Origin of the sequence: Pseudomonas sp. JV414 (genome assembly GCF_032424305.1) — a bacterium.
Classification (GTDB): domain Bacteria; phylum Pseudomonadota; class Gammaproteobacteria; order Pseudomonadales; family Pseudomonadaceae; genus Aquipseudomonas; species Aquipseudomonas lini.
On sequence record NZ_VYKC01000020.1, the window covers coordinates 66,111 to 80,509 of the forward strand.

General features: G+C 58.9%; 16 protein-coding genes. 8 read left to right on the forward strand and 8 right to left on the reverse strand.

The features are described from left to right. A complete protein-coding gene (locus F6R97_RS20030) occupies positions 1-1,098 on the forward strand; it encodes an amino acid ABC transporter permease (protein ID WP_038981657.1) in 1,098 nt (365 codons plus the stop codon). Positions 1,099-1,109: 11 nt separating this feature from the next. Further along, on the forward strand, positions 1,110-1,874 hold the full coding sequence (locus F6R97_RS20035; protein ID WP_038981658.1) for an amino acid ABC transporter ATP-binding protein: 765 nt from the start codon (positions 1,110-1,112) through the stop codon (positions 1,872-1,874). Between the two features lie 64 nt (positions 1,875-1,938). Here F6R97_RS20035 and F6R97_RS20040 read toward each other — a convergent pair whose 3' ends face one another. Then, complete coding sequence (locus F6R97_RS20040) at positions 1,939-2,421, reverse strand: type II toxin-antitoxin system MqsA family antitoxin (RefSeq protein WP_038981659.1); 483 nt, start codon at positions 2,419-2,421, stop codon at positions 1,939-1,941. Continuing rightward, the gene (locus F6R97_RS20045) at positions 2,418-2,729 is read right to left on the reverse strand and encodes a type II toxin-antitoxin system MqsR family toxin (protein ID WP_048395423.1); all 312 of its coding nucleotides are present in this window, start codon (positions 2,727-2,729) and stop codon (positions 2,418-2,420) included. The genes F6R97_RS20040 and F6R97_RS20045 overlap by 4 nt, the downstream gene beginning before the upstream one ends. Positions 2,730-2,894: 165 nt before the next feature. Between F6R97_RS20045 and F6R97_RS20050 the strand changes: the two genes are divergently transcribed. The 5 genes from F6R97_RS20050 to F6R97_RS20070 all read left to right on the forward strand — a co-directional run bounded on the left by F6R97_RS20050 (position 2,895) and on the right by F6R97_RS20070 (position 6,815). Continuing rightward, the gene (locus F6R97_RS20050) at positions 2,895-3,554 is read left to right on the forward strand and encodes a FadR/GntR family transcriptional regulator (protein ID WP_038981661.1); all 660 of its coding nucleotides are present in this window, start codon (positions 2,895-2,897) and stop codon (positions 3,552-3,554) included. After that, on the forward strand, positions 3,544-4,860 hold the full coding sequence (locus F6R97_RS20055) for a CynX/NimT family MFS transporter (protein ID WP_050681772.1): 1,317 nt from the start codon (positions 3,544-3,546) through the stop codon (positions 4,858-4,860). Before F6R97_RS20050 ends, F6R97_RS20055 begins: the two co-directional genes overlap by 11 nt. Positions 4,861-4,960: 100 nt before the next feature. Then, complete coding sequence (locus F6R97_RS20060; RefSeq protein ID WP_050681796.1) at positions 4,961-5,431, forward strand: nuclear transport factor 2 family protein; 471 nt, start codon at positions 4,961-4,963, stop codon at positions 5,429-5,431. Positions 5,432-5,470: 39 nt separating this feature from the next. Next, on the forward strand, positions 5,471-5,791 hold the full coding sequence (locus F6R97_RS20065; RefSeq protein WP_315866979.1) for a GIY-YIG nuclease family protein: 321 nt from the start codon (positions 5,471-5,473) through the stop codon (positions 5,789-5,791). 88 nt (positions 5,792-5,879) lie between these two features. After that, complete coding sequence (locus tag F6R97_RS20070) at positions 5,880-6,815, forward strand: glutathione S-transferase family protein (protein WP_038981664.1); 936 nt, start codon at positions 5,880-5,882, stop codon at positions 6,813-6,815. A gap of 135 nt (positions 6,816-6,950) precedes the next feature. Here the strand turns inward: F6R97_RS20070 and F6R97_RS20075 are convergent, their stop codons facing one another. Continuing rightward, positions 6,951-7,301: a glutaredoxin family protein gene (locus F6R97_RS20075; protein WP_038981665.1), complete on the reverse strand. Its 351-nt coding sequence runs from the start codon at positions 7,299-7,301 to the stop codon at positions 6,951-6,953. Further along, the gene (yejK, locus tag F6R97_RS20080) at positions 7,301-8,305 is read right to left on the reverse strand and encodes a nucleoid-associated protein YejK (protein WP_038981666.1); all 1,005 of its coding nucleotides are present in this window, start codon (positions 8,303-8,305) and stop codon (positions 7,301-7,303) included. Before yejK ends, F6R97_RS20075 begins: the two co-directional genes overlap by 1 nt. 396 nt (positions 8,306-8,701) lie before the next feature. Between yejK and F6R97_RS20085 the strand changes: the two genes are divergently transcribed. Then, entirely contained in the window at positions 8,702-8,983 is a 282-nt protein-coding gene (locus F6R97_RS20085) for an HU family DNA-binding protein (RefSeq protein WP_007905514.1), read from the forward strand. Positions 8,984-9,196: 213 nt separating this feature from the next. Here F6R97_RS20085 and rlmF read toward each other — a convergent pair whose 3' ends face one another. The 4 genes from rlmF to F6R97_RS20105 all read right to left on the reverse strand — a co-directional run bounded on the left by rlmF (position 9,197) and on the right by F6R97_RS20105 (position 14,367). Then, positions 9,197-10,219, reverse strand: coding sequence for a 23S rRNA (adenine(1618)-N(6))-methyltransferase RlmF (rlmF, locus tag F6R97_RS20090; protein WP_007905515.1), 1,023 nt, complete (start codon positions 10,217-10,219; stop codon positions 9,197-9,199). Between the two features lie 228 nt (positions 10,220-10,447). Further along, the gene (locus F6R97_RS20095) at positions 10,448-13,294 is read right to left on the reverse strand and encodes a valine--tRNA ligase (RefSeq protein WP_048395430.1); all 2,847 of its coding nucleotides are present in this window, start codon (positions 13,292-13,294) and stop codon (positions 10,448-10,450) included. 255 nt (positions 13,295-13,549) lie between these two features. Beyond that, a complete protein-coding gene (locus F6R97_RS20100) occupies positions 13,550-13,930 on the reverse strand; it encodes a hypothetical protein (RefSeq protein WP_048395432.1) in 381 nt (126 codons plus the stop codon). A gap of 8 nt (positions 13,931-13,938) precedes the next feature. Continuing rightward, positions 13,939-14,367, reverse strand: coding sequence for a DNA polymerase III subunit chi (locus tag F6R97_RS20105; protein ID WP_008072051.1), 429 nt, complete (start codon positions 14,365-14,367; stop codon positions 13,939-13,941). Positions 14,368-14,399 lie beyond the last annotated feature (32 nt).

Sequence of the window (14,399 nt, forward strand, 5' to 3'; positions counted from 1 at the left end):
ATGACGACTCATACTTTCAAACCCGACATGCCACCACCGAGCAGTAGCATCGGTATCGTGGCGTGGATGCGGGCGCACATGTTCTCCAGCTGGATCAACACCCTGCTGACGCTGTTCGCGTTCTATCTGATTTACCTGATAGTTCCGCCTATCGTGAGCTGGGCGATTCTCGATGCCAACTGGGTCGGCACTACTCGCGCCGATTGCACCAAGGAGGGCGCCTGCTGGGTGTTCATCCAGCAGCGCTTTGGCCAGTTCATGTATGGCTACTACCCGGTGGACTTGCGCTGGCGCGTGGATCTGACCGTGTGGCTGGCGGTGATTGGCGTGGCGCCGCTGTTCGTCGCACGCGTTCCACACAAGGCAATCTACGGCCTGAGCTTTTTGGTGCTCTATCCGATCATTTCCTACACCTTGTTGCACGGTGGCTGGTTTGGTCTGACCGAAGTGCCGACCAGCCAGTGGGGCGGCCTGATGCTGACCCTGGTGATCGCTACCGTCGGTATCGTCGGCGCATTGCCGCTGGGTATCGTTCTGGCCCTGGGCCGGCGTTCGAACATGCCGGCGATTCGCGTGGTCTGCGTGACCTTCATCGAATTCTGGCGCGGCGTGCCGTTGATCACGGTGCTGTTCATGTCTTCGGTGATGTTGCCGTTGTTCCTGCCCGAAGGCATGAACTTCGACAAACTGCTGCGGGCGCTGATCGGCGTGATCCTGTTCCAGTCGGCCTACATCGCTGAAGTGGTGCGTGGCGGTCTGCAAGCGATCCCCAAAGGTCAGTACGAAGCGGCTGCAGCGATGGGCCTCGGTTACTGGCGCAGCATGGGCCTGGTGATTCTGCCGCAAGCCCTGAAGCTGGTGATCCCTGGCATCGTCAACACCTTCATTGCGCTGTTCAAGGACACGAGCCTGGTGATCATCATCGGCCTGTTCGACTTGCTCAACAGCGTCAAGCAAGCCGCCGCCGACCCGAAATGGCTGGGCATGGCCACTGAAGGCTATGTGTTCGCGGCCTTGGTGTTCTGGATTTTCTGTTTTGGTATGTCCCGCTACTCCATGCATTTGGAACGTAAGCTGGACACTGGCCACAAGCGTTAGGAGCGTAGTTTATGAGTGAAGCGATCAAACAGCCTGTGAGCCCTGAAGGCATTATTCAGATGCAGGGCGTGAACAAGTGGTACGGCCAGTTCCACGTGTTGAAAGACATCAACCTGAACGTCAAGCAAGGCGAGCGTATCGTTTTGTGCGGCCCATCGGGTTCCGGCAAATCCACCACCATCCGTTGCCTCAATCGTCTGGAAGAACACCAGCAGGGCCGCATCGTGGTCGATGGCGTGGAACTGACCAACGACCTCAAGCAGATCGAATCGGTCCGCCGCGAAGTCGGCATGGTGTTCCAGCACTTCAACCTGTTCCCGCACCTGACCATCCTGCAGAACTGCACTCTGGCGCCGATGTGGGTACGCAAGATGCCCAAGCGCAAGGCCGAAGAAATCGCCATGCATTACCTGGAGCGCGTACGCATTCCGGAGCAGGCGCATAAATACCCGGGGCAACTGTCCGGCGGTCAGCAACAGCGTGTGGCGATTGCCCGTGCCCTGTGCATGAAACCGAAAATCATGCTCTTCGACGAACCGACTTCGGCACTCGACCCAGAGATGGTGAAAGAGGTTCTGGACACCATGATCGGCCTGGCCGAAGACGGCATGACCATGCTCTGCGTGACCCACGAAATGGGCTTCGCCCGTACCGTGGCCAACCGCGTGATCTTCATGGACAAGGGTGAAATCGTTGAACAGGCGGCGCCGAATGACTTCTTCGACAATCCGCAGAATGAGCGTACGAAGCTGTTCCTGAGCCAGATTTTGCATTGATGCCAGACTGACTCGCAAAAACAAACCCGGCCTCGCGCCGGGTTTGTTTTTTGTATTCTGGAGCTCAGGACACGGTGAGCGTTTCATGTTCCTTGTGCACCGTATCCTTGAAACCCCTCAAGTCCGCCCCTTCACCCAGGGTTCTCGCATCCGCGAGCAAGTGCGGATAGCGATCAAGCAAGCGCATCAGCACCATCAGCGCCTTGGGCGGGAGTAATTCGCCGCGCTCGTAACGGGAAAACGCGTTGTGTCCACCACCGGATAACAGCAGCACCGCTTCTTTTTGCGATAGATGCAGCTTGCGGCGGATGCGCTTCATTTCGTTGCCGATCATTTGTCTTCCGGCGATGACCAGCTCGTCGCACGCATCGGAATAGCGCTCCGAGCAACCGGGGTCGAGTATGACTTCTCCGCATGCTTGGCACTCCCATCCGGATAAATCATCGACCCGGCGCTCCATACCCTTGACGCTCATGGTTTCGCCGCGACCTTCGAAGTGCCTCATTCCCTCTCGCGCGCCGCAGCTGAAGCATTGTTTTGTATTCATGGGTTTTTCTCCTTGAAGGAGATCACCGGAGGTTCACTGCCTGAGCAATAAGTGACCTTGATGTAAATCTCCAGATCGTGCGAAGTGATGTGGTACACGTCTTGCCAAATCCGATGATCGCCATAGGTAGTCATCGATTTGTACAACATCTTGCTGTGCAATTCGAAAATGACTTCTTGCATTTCCCTGATGCTAAAGCCCAGGTCTCTGCCGTTTTTCCGTGCCGTCTTGGTAAACGCGTTTTTCCCGAGCCGCCTGACATCCTCCTTGATCACCACCAGGTTGTAATGGGGTGTGTGCTTCTCCATAAGAAACCTTGAACCTGTTCTAGAAATTACCCTTAAAGGGTAATTTTGACCAATCGAAAATCCCGCTCCATTCCTTCTCTCTGACCGTAGGCGGTTGCCGTCCTACACGAAGCTGACTAACATGTCAGAAAATTCATCCTATGATTGGATGAAAGGGCGAACTCCATGTCAGACATTTCTCCATTAATTAAACGATCCCTGGTCGATCAGGCTCTGGACCAGTTACGCCTGCGCATCAATCAAGGCGTCTGGACGGTCGGCCAGCGCTTGCCCACCGAGCCGGAACTGGCAACTGAGCTGGGCATCAGCCGCAATACCGTGCGCGAAGCCATGCGCGTGTTGGCGTTTTCCGGGTTGATCGAGATTCGCCAGGGCGACGGCAGTTATCTGCGGGCGGTGATCGATCCACTGGACACCATGAAGGCGCTGTCCCGTTGCACTCAGGAACAGGCTCGGGAAACCCGGCACATACTGGAAGTCGAAGCCATCGGCCTCGCAGCGTTACGCCGCACCGATGAAGACCTGGTGGCATTGCGCGAAGCGCTAGGCGTCAGCGGCAGTCACTACCACGGCGATCTCGACACCTACATTGCTTGCGATCTGGTGTTTCACCGTCGGCTGGTGGATGCGGCGCACAACCCGACCCTCAGCGAGCTGTATCGCTACTTCTCCAGCATCGTCGGCGCGCACTTGCGCCAGACCCTGAACATCTCTCCCCGACGCCAAGCGGTGTTCGACCTTCATGTCGAACTGCTCGATGCCGTCGAGCAACGCGACCCGGAACGGGCCAAAGCCTTGTCGAGGCAGCTGATCAATGAACCTTGAAACCGAGAACCCCATGTCCACCCAGCAAGCCAGCAACAGCAGCATCACTGAGCTCAAGCGCACGGCGGAGCTCGAAGAGCTGTTGATCGACGCCGAGGCCGATGACGAGCAGGTTCAGCAAACTCATCCGATCCTTCAGCGGCCCTGGCTGTTGTTGCTCGGCCTGATTCTGGTGGCGCTGAATCTGCGTCCGGCGTTATCGAGCATGGCGCCGATGCTCAGCGAGATCTCGAAGACGCTGGGGTTATCGGCTGCCCAGGCCGGGTTGCTGACGACCTTGCCGGTACTTTGCCTCGGTCTGTTCGCGCCCTTGGCGCCGGTGCTGGCGCGACGTTTTGGGGCCGAGCGAGTGGTGTTGGGGATTCTTCTGATGCTGGCCGGCGGGATCATTTTGCGCAGTTCGTTCGGCGAGATCGGCCTGTTCGCTGGCAGCGTGCTGGCCGGTGCCAGCATCGGGGTGATCGGTGTCCTGCTGCCCGGCATTGTCAAACGCGACTTCCCGAAACAGGCCGGCACCATGACCGGCGTCTACACCATGGCCCTGTGCCTGGGCGCGGCCATGGCGGCTGGGGCGACCGTGCCGTTGAGCGAACATTTCGACAAAAGCTGGGCCTTGGGCCTCGGTTTCTGGGTGCTTCCAGCGTTGGTCGCGGCGATTTTCTGGCTGCCGCAAGTTGGCCAGAAGCACGGCGCGCATCATGTTGCCTATCGGGTCCGAGGGCTGTTGCGTGATCCGCTGGCCTGGCAAGTGACCTTGTACATGGGTCTGCAATCGTCTTTGGCCTACATCGTGTTTGGCTGGCTACCGTCGATTCTGATCGGCCGCGGTCTGACACCAACCCAGGCTGGTCTGGTGTTGTCGGGTTCGGTGATTGTCCAGTTGATCAGCTCGCTGGCCGCCCCCTGGCTGGCGACGCGCGGCAAGGATCAGCGACTGGCGATCGTGATCGTCATGGCAATGACCCTCGGCGGTTTGTTCGGTTGCCTTTATGCGCCGATCGATGGCTTGTGGGGTTGGGCGATCCTGCTGGGGTTGGGGCAGGGCGCCACGTTCAGCCTGGCGTTGACCCTGATCGTGCTGCGTTCGCGGGATGCTCATGTCGCGGCCAACCTGTCGAGCATGGCCCAAGGCTTCGGTTACACCTTGGCGTCCATGGGGCCGTTCGCGGTCGGCGTGGTGCATGACTGGACCGGTGGCTGGAACGCCCTGGGCTGGATCTTCGGCGTCATCGGCCTCGGTGCGATCATCGCCGGGCTCGGAGCCGGGCGTTCGTTGTACGTTCAGGTTCAAAGCGAAAAAATCTGATTCGCACACACTGTCGGTATTCGGAGTGCGAATGCTGATGGTGTTTCGTCCGTTGGCAGATTATCGTGCTGGCAATCTGCCTATTCTCCGGAGCCTGTCCATGAGTGATGCCCACAACGCCTTGATCACCCGGTTCTACCAAGCTTTCCAGCAGTTGGATGCCGAGGCCATGAGCGCCTGCTACACCGACGATGTGGTGTTCAGTGATCCGGCGTTCGGCGAACTGCGCGGGCGTGATGCCGGCGACATGTGGCGCATGCTCACCACCCGGGCCAAGGACTTCTCCCTGACCTTCGATAACGTGCGCAGCGATGAGCGCACGGGCGGTGCCCATTGGGTGGCGACCTACCTGTTCAGCCAGACCGGCAATACCGTGGTCAACGACATCCAGGCGCGTTTCGTGTTTCGCGACGGCAAGATCTGCGAACATCACGACAGCTTTGATCTGTGGCGCTGGTCGCGTCAGGCGCTGGGTTTCAAAGGGCTGTTGTTGGGCTGGACGCCGGTGGTGAGAAACGCCGTTCGTGCCCAGGCCTTGAAGGGGCTGAAGGCATTTCAGGCCAGTCGCTGATAAGATCGCGGCTTGTTTCCTACAAGCCTTGATCGTCACGTGAGCACCTCGAGCGAATCTTCCGTCATTGCCGCCGAACCGCCGCTGCCCGTCAGCAAACCCTGGTTCGTCTACCTCGTTCGCGCGGCCAATGGTTCGCTCTACTGCGGGATCAGCGATGATCCCGTCCGCCGTTTCGCCACCCACCAAAGTGGCAAAGGCGCACGCTTCTTTCTGTCCAGCCCGGCCGTGGCACTGGTCTACACCGAAGTCTGCCGCGATAAAAGCGAAGCACTGCGTCAGGAACGATTGATCAAAAAACTCAAGAAAAGCGCCAAGGAATGTCTGGTGGCGAGCGCGGCTGCAGGCTTATCAATCTGACTGATAAGCGCCCATCAGGCAGATGGGTAGGCTGCTTGTGGATTGCGCGTTAAGCTGCTGGCTCCTTATCCGAGCGGCGGAGCCGAGCATGTCCGAGTTGATTCTTCATCACTACCCGACGTCCCCTTTCGCCGAAAAGGCCCGCTTGCTGCTGGGCTTCAAGGGGCTGTCCTGGCGCTCGGTGAACATCTCGCCAGTGATGCCAAAACCCGATCTGACGGCGCTGACCGGCGGCTATCGCAAGACGCCGGTATTGCAGATTGGCGCTGATATCTATTGCGACACCGCGTTGATGGCTCGTCGCCTGGAGCAGGAAAAAGCCTTGCCGGCGTTCTTCCCGGAAGGTCAGGAAATGATCACCGCAACCTTCGCGGCGTGGGTCGATTCGGTGGTGTTCCAGCATGCGGTCAGCCTGGTGTTCCAGCCGGCGTCGGTGGCGGTGCGCTTTGGCAAGTTGTCGCCGGAAGCGATCAAGGGGTTCCTGGCCGATCGCGCCGGCTTGTTCAGCGGTGGCAGCGCCACACGGTTGTCCGCCGAGCAGGCTCGGCACCAATGGCCAACGATCATGGCGCGTCTGGAGCAGCAACTTCAGCGTGAGCAGGGGGACTTCCTGTTCGGTGAGCCATCGATTGCCGACTTTGCCCTGGCCCACTCGTTGTGGTTCCTCAAAGCGACGCACGTGACGTCACCGTTGGTGGATGCTTATCCGGGTGTTTTGGCGTGGTTTGGTCGTGTGATGGGGTTTGGTCATGGCGCGTTCAGCGAGATGACGTCCGAGGAAGCGCTGGAGATAGCCCGCAATGCCACACCGGCCGCGTTGCCGGATGAGCAGTTTGAGGAGCCAAACGGGTTTGAGGTTGGTCAGCAAGTGGTGATCGCTGCGACCGATTACGGGGTTGATCCGGTGGCGGGTGAATTGCTGTTTGCGGGTAGCGAAGAATTGATTTTGCGTCGCGAAGACGAGCGGGCCGGCGTTGTGCATGTGCACTTTCCGCGGTTCGGGTTTCGCATCGAAGTGCAGTAGGTGCTAACCACTCATTTTCTGGTCATGCACTAACCTGTGGGAGCTGGCTTGCCTGCGATAGCGGAGTGTCAGGCAACATCAATGTTGCTGGGCTGACGTCATCGCAGGCAAGCCAGCTCCCACAAGGGACGGTGGTTACTTCAGAGCGGCAAGAACCTTGTCCGGGTCATACCCGCGTATCAACGTCCCGTTCACATCGATCAGCGGAATTCCGCGTCCGCCCAGCGCCTCGTAGGCTTTACGCGCCTGGGCATCTTTCTCGATATCGAATTCCTTGTACGCAATGCCCTTCTGGTCGAGAAAGCGCCGGGTCAGCTTGCAGTAGCCGCACCAATCGGTGGCATAGAGCACGACGTTGGCCTTGGCCTGGGTCTGCTCAGACACCACTTGCGAGGGGTGAAACACCCGCTCGATCTTGCCCCAGTTCTGGTAAACAACGACCACCAGCAAGATCAGCAAGCATTTCTTCAATACGCCGCCGAGCATCAGTTGCGTCGCTTGAGCTGGTCGGTCAATTGGGTCGGCAGGCCTTTGATAATCAGCGTACCAGCTTCTTCGTCATATTCGATCTTCGAACCCAGCAGGTGCGCTTCGAAGCTGATGGACAAGCCCTCGGCGCGGCCGGTGAAGCGGCGGAACTGGTTCAGGGTGCGCTTATCCGCAGGGATCTCAGGCGACAGGCCGTAGTCCTTGTTGCGGATGTGATCGTAGAAGGCTTTAGGGCGCTCTTCGTCGATCAGTTCGGATAATTCTTCCAGGCCCATGGGCTCGCCCATTTTTGCTTGGCTGCTGGCGTAATCCACCAGGGTCTTGGTCTTTTCGCGCGCGGATTCTTCCGGCAGGTCTTCGCTTTCGACGAAGTCACTGAAGGCCTTGAGCAGGGTACGGGTTTCGCCGGGGCCGTCGACGCCTTCCTGGCAGCCGATGAAGTCACGGAAGTACTCCGAAACCTTTTTGCCGTTCTTGCCTTTGATGAACGAGATGTACTGCTTGGACTGCTTGTTGTTCTGCCACTCGGATACGTTGATTCGCGCTGCCAGGTGCAACTGGCCAAGGTCCAGGTGTCGCGAAGGGGTCACGTCCAGCTGATCGGTCACTGCCACGCCTTCGCTGTGGTGCAGCAGGGCGATGGCGAGGTAATCGGTCATGCCCTGCTGGTAATGAGCAAACAGCACGTGGCCGCCCACAGAGAGGTTCGACTCTTCCATCAGCTTTTGCAGATGTTCCACCGCCACCCGGCTGAAGGCTGTGAAGTCCTTCCCGCCGTCGAGGTATTCCTTCAGCCAGCCGCTGAACGGATGCGCCCCGGACTCGGCATGGAAGAAACCCCAGGCCTTGCCTTGTTTGGCGTTGTAGCTCTCGTTGAGATCGGCAAGCATGTACTCGATAGCGCTGGACTCGGCCAGTTCGGAATCGCGGGCATGAAGAACTGCGGGTGTGCCGTCGGGTTTTTTGTCGATCAGGTGGACGATGCAATGACGGATCGGCATGGGCTTCTCGGCTGATTGAAGAGAGGAGGGCGTGCTCCCCCGAAAAAGCGCTCAGTGTACCGCAACCACTGGTTTTGGCGTGGTGCCAAGGGCAATTTGCAGCTGTCCGCCGGCCCTTATGCAGTTTTTTGCCGATTTAGAGCAATAAAGCTGACCAAATGGGTAGCTAGAGGCGGATATTTCCCCGTCTCTGTGCTAGTTTTGCCCGGTCTTACGCGAAGTCACTGCGTTAAGCGTGCATTCAGCATTTGTCAGGTCGAACCAAACCCTGATTTCGGTATCTATAACCCCGACTCGTCGTGGTTATGGCCGAGGGTGCCAGATCCAGAAGATCGGGCTCGATGGCTGACACTGCACTCTGCAATCCATATGAATTTGATAGGGAAGGAACATTACATGGCTCTTACTAAAGACCAACTGATCGCCGACATCGCTGAAGCTATCGACGCGCCAAAAACCACCGCGCGTAACGCTCTGGACCAACTGGGCCAAATCGTTGCTGATCAGCTGGAAAACGGCGGCGAAATCACCCTGCCAGGTATCGGCAAGCTGAAAGTGACTGAGCGTCCTGCCCGTACCGGCCGCAACCCTTCGACTGGCGCTGCCATCGAAATCGCTGCCAAGAAAGTTATCAAGCTGGTTGTGGCCAAAGGCCTGACCGACGCTGTTAACAAGTAAGACTTGTTATAAAAAAACCGTGCTCCGGAGCAATCCGGGCACGGTTTTTTTGTGCCATAAATTCTTCAAACACCGCAGATCCCTGTGGGAGCGGGCTTGCCCGCGAAAGCAGTGTGTCAGGCGTCAAAGAAGGCGACTGACACGCCGCCATCGCGGGCAAGCCCGCTCCCACAGGGATTTCAGCGCTCAGTAATTTGACTTGTCAGCAATTACTCAGCTTTTACGCGCCCAACGTTCGCGCCAGACCTGCTGTTCGGATTTGGTCTGGAACGTCCAGGCGACGAAGCGGCTTTGCTTCTGCCCTTGGGACATTTCCACGACCTGGCTTTCCAGCACACCGGCCTTTTTCAACGCCGTCTGGATCGCCGGCAGGTTCGAGGCTTTCGAGACCAGGGTGCTGAACCAAAGCACTTTGTGTTGGAAGTGCGCGCTCTCGGCGATCAGTTGTGTCACAAACCGTGCTTCGCCGCCTTCACACCACAATTCGGCGGACTGGCCGCCAAAGTTCAGCACCGGCAGTTTGCGTTTTGGGTCGGCGCGGCCCAATGCGCGCCATTTACGCTCGCTGCCCTTGGTGGCCTCGTCCATCGAGGCGTGGAACGGCGGGTTGCACATGGTCAGGTCGAAGCGTTCGCCGGGTTCGAGCAGGCCCAGCAGAATGTGCTTGGGATTGCTTTGCTGGCGCAGCTGGATGGCCTTGTTCAGCCCGTTGGACTGCACGATGGCTTTGGCGGCGGCCACGGCCGTCGGGTCGATTTCCGAGCCAAGGAAGTGCCAGCGGTAGTCGCTGTAGCCGATCAACGGATAGACGCAGTTGGCGCCCATGCCGATATCGAGCACCTTGACCGGCGCACCGCGAGGAATCTCGCCATCGTTGACGCTGGCCAGCAGGTCGGCCAGGAAGTGCACGTAGTCAGCGCGGCCCGGCACCGGTGGGCACAGGTAATCGGCCGGGATGTCCCAATGGGCAATGCCGTAGAACGACTTGAGCAGCGCCCGGTTGAACACCCGAACCGCGTCCGGGCTGGCGAAGTCGATGCTTTCCTTGCCATACGGGTTGATGATCACGAACTTCGCCAGTTCCGGCGTGGTTTTGATCAGCGCCGGGAAGTCATAACGACCCTGATGGCGATTGCGCGGATGCAGGCTGGCCTTCTCGCGGGGTTCCACGGCTTTGGCCGGGGTAGCGGAGTCAGGCTTCTTGCGCGCAGGTCTTGGTGTGCGGGGGGCGTTCATGGGCGTTGTCGATTCGGGTATGGCTAAAAGTGGCGGGTATTGTCCCACAGACAATGACTGCGCGGGGGATCCCGTAGGAGCGAGGCTTGCCCGCGAAGAACGATAACGCGGTGCAACAGATAGACCGCGTCATCGTTCTTCGCGGGCAAGCCTCGCTCCTACAAAGCGAAACAGGCGGGCATGAAAAAGGGAGGCCTTCTGGCCTCCCTTTTTCATTGCGACTTGCCGTTACAAACTGGCAATCCGCGCATGTTGCTCGGCCAGCTTGCCCAAAGCCTGTTCAGCTTCAGCCAGTTTGGCACGTTCCTTCTCGATGACTTCGGCCGGAGCCTTGTCAACGAAACCGGCGTTGGACAGCTTGCCGCCGACTCGCTGAACTTCACCCTGCAGACGCAGGATTTCCTTGTCCAGACGAGCCAGTTCGGCGTCCTTGTCGATCAGGCCGGCCATTGGCACCAGCACTTCCATCTCGCCGACCAGTGCGGTGGCGGACAGCGGTGCTTCTTCGCCGGCCTTCAGAACGGTGATCGACTCCAGACGCGCCAGCTTCTTCAGCAGCGCTTCGTTCTCGGTGAGACGGCGCTGATCTTCGGCGCTGACGTTTTTCAGGAACAGGTTCAGCGGCTTGCCCGGACCGATGTTCATTTCGCCACGGATGTTGCGCGTGCCGAGCATCAGGCCCTTGAGCCATTCGATGTCGTCTTCGGCGCCCTGATCGATGCGTGCTTCATTGGCCACTGGCCAAGGTTGCAGCATGATCGTCTTGCCTTCGATACCGGCCAGCGGCGCGACGCGCTGCCAGATTTCTTCGGTGATGAACGGCATGAACGGGTGCGCCAGACGCAACGCGACTTCCAGCACTCGAACCAGCGTGCGACGGGTGCCGCGCTGACGTTCGACCGGTGCATTTTCATCCCACAGCACAGGCTTGGACAGTTCCAGGTACCAGTCGCAATACTGGTTCCAGATGAACTCGTACAAGGCTTGTGCGGCCAGGTCGAAACGGAACTGATCGAGCTGACGAGTCACTTCGGCTTCGGTGCGTTGCAGCTGCGAAATGATCCAGCGATCCGCCAGGGACAGCTCGTAGGCTTCGCCGTTCTGACCGCAGTCTTCGCCTTTGTCCAGCACGTAGCGCGCAGCGTTCCAGATCTTGTTGCAGAAGTTGCGATAGCCTTCGACGCGGCCCATGTCGAACTTGATGTCACGACCGGTCGACGCCAACGAGCAGAACGTGAAACGCAGGGCGTCGGTGCCGTAGCTGGCGATGCCGTCGGCGAACTCGTCGCGGGTCTGCTTCTCGATCTTCTTCGCCAGTTTCGGCTGCATCATGCCGGAGGTGCGTTTCTGCACTAGCTCTTCCAGCTCGATGCCGTCGATGATGTCCAGCGGGTCCAGGACGTTGCCCTTGGACTTGGACATCTTCTGGCCCTGGCCATCACGCACCAGACCGTGCACATAAACGGTCTTGAACGGAACCTGCGGCGTGCCATCTTCGTTTTTCACCAAGTGCATGGTGAGCATGATCATCCGGGCAACCCAGAAGAAAATGATGTCGAAACCGGTCACCAGCACGTCGGTGGAGTGGAATTTCTTCAGGAATTCGGTCTGCTCCGGCCAGCCGAGCGTGGAGAAAGTCCACAGGCCCGAACTGAACCAGGTGTCGAGAACGTCGTTGTCCTGTTGCAGTGCAACGTCCGGGCCGAGGTTGTTCTTGGCACGCACTTCGGCTTCGTCGCGACCGACGTAGACTTTGCCCGACTCGTCGTACCAGGCCGGAATCCGATGGCCCCACCACAGCTGACGGCTGATGCACCAATCCTGGATGTCGCGCATCCACGAGAAGTACATGTTTTCGTATTGTTTTGGCACGAACTGAATGCGGCCGTCTTCAACCGCAGCGATGGCCGGCTCAGCCAATGGCTTGGTGGAGACGTACCACTGGTCGGTCAGCCACGGCTCGATGATGGTCCCGGAGCGGTCGCCTTTCGGCACTTTCAGGGCGTGATCGTCGACGCTGACCAGCAGGCCGGCGGCTTCGAACGCTGCCACGATCTGCTTGCGCGCTTCGAAGCGGTCGAGGCCGGCGTATTCGGCCGGGATCTTGCCGTCGATGCTTTCGTTAAGCGTGCCGTCGAGGTTGAACACCTGACAAGCCGGCAGCACGTGGGCGTTTTTGTCGAAGATGTTCAGCAGCGGCAGGTTGTGGCGCTTGCCGACTTCGTAGTCGTTGAAATCGTGGGCCGGGGTGATTTTCACGCAACCGGTGCCGAATTCAGGATCGCAGTAATCGTCGGCGATGATCGGGATGCGGCGGCCAACCAGCGGCAGCTCGACAAATTTGCCGATCAGAGCTTTGTAGCGTTCGTCGTTCGGGTTAACCGCCACGGCGGCGTCGCCGAGCATGGTTTCCGGACGCGTGGTCGCGACGATCAGGTAATCGTTGCCTTCAGCGGTTTTGGCGCCGTCGGCCAACGGGTATTTCAGGTTCCACAGGAAACCTTTTTCGTCGTGGTTTTCCACTTCGAGGTCGGAAATCGCCGTGTGTAGCTTGGTGTCCCAGTTGACCAGACGCTTGCCGCGGTAGATCAGGCCGTCTTCGTGCAGGCGCACGAACGCTTCTTTTACCGCTTCCGAGAGGCCGTCGTCCATGGTGAAGCGCTCACGGCTCCAGTCCACGGACGAGCCGAGACGGCGGATCTGACGGCTGATGTTGCCGCCGGACTGATCCTTCCATTCCCATACTTTCTCGAGGAATTTTTCGCGGCCCAGATCGTGGCGATTCTGGCCTTGGGCTTCGAGTTGGCGTTCCACCAGCATTTGCGTGGCGATACCGGCGTGGTCGGTACCCGGCTGCCACAGGGTGTTGCGACCCTGCATGCGGCGGAAACGGATCAGGGCGTCCATGATCGCGTTGTTGAAGCCGTGACCCATGTGCAGGCTGCCGGTGACGTTCGGCGGCGGGATCATGATGGTGTAGGACTCGCCCGCGCCTTGCGGGGCGAAGTAATTCTCAGACTCCCAGGTGTTGTACCAGGAAGTTTCAATGGCGTGCGGCTGGTAGGTCTTATCCATGCGCGGCGGGACCCTATTGGCATTTATTCAGGAAAAGCCGGCAAGTATAGCGGGGCGTGGGGCGTAGGGCGAGCAGGTGCAGACAGGGCGCAGATCAATAACAACGCGAATCAAATGTGGAGGCAATTTGTGGGGCGGGGGGCTAACCCTGTAGGAGCTGCCGCAGGCTGCGATCTTTTGGCGTCTTCAAGAACACTGAAGATCAAAGTCAAAAGATCGCAGCCTGCGGCAGCTCCTACATTGGAATGGTGGTGTTTATTCGTACTGGCTGAGCAACCGTTCCATCCGCGCATCAAGACGGCGTTTGATTTCGGTTTCGATGTGCGGGGCGAAGTCGTCGATCACGTCTTGCATGATCAATAGCGCGGCGGCGCGCAGTTCGCTGTCCAGGTGCAGCAGGGCGTCGGGGCCTTTGCTGGCGGCAGCCGACGGTTGCGCGGCTGGTGGTGTCGTTTCGACCGGTTGCGGCGCATTGCCGACGGTGTCGAACAGCATGGGGATCTGTTCCTGATCACCTTCAATGACCGTGTCGGTCAGCAACGGCGGTTGCAGGTTGTCATCGCCGAGCAGTTGGCGGATCGACTCGAGGTCATCCAGTAGATGCGCGGAATTTTGCTGCGGTTTTGGAGTGTCCATCGGAATGCTCAGAGTCGCTGTAAACGGTGATCTTGCAGAGGATAGCCCTGTTCGCGGTAGAAACGGAAACTCTCCCGCGCAGCCGAACGAATCGTCGGATCTTCCACCACCACTTCCGCCACGCGGGCGAACTGTTTGGCAAATACCGGGACTTTCAGGTCCAGATTGACTAGCAGATCCTGATGTTGACCGCAGTCATCGCCAAGACCCAGGACAATCAAACCCTCCGGCTCGCTTTCAGCGGGACCGTGGGGCACGAAGCTTTCGCCCTTGAAGGCCCACAAACGTGCATCGAGGTCATCACGCTGGGCGGCATCGCTGCAGTGCAGGTAAATGCGATGGCCCATGCGCCAGGCTTTTTCGGTGAGCTTGCAGGCGAAATCCAGCCGTGCCGAAGGATCGGCGCTGGGCAGGATATAGAAGTCGACTTTGGTCATTGCGGTTCCTGAGCCCTGAGCGGCGCCACCCG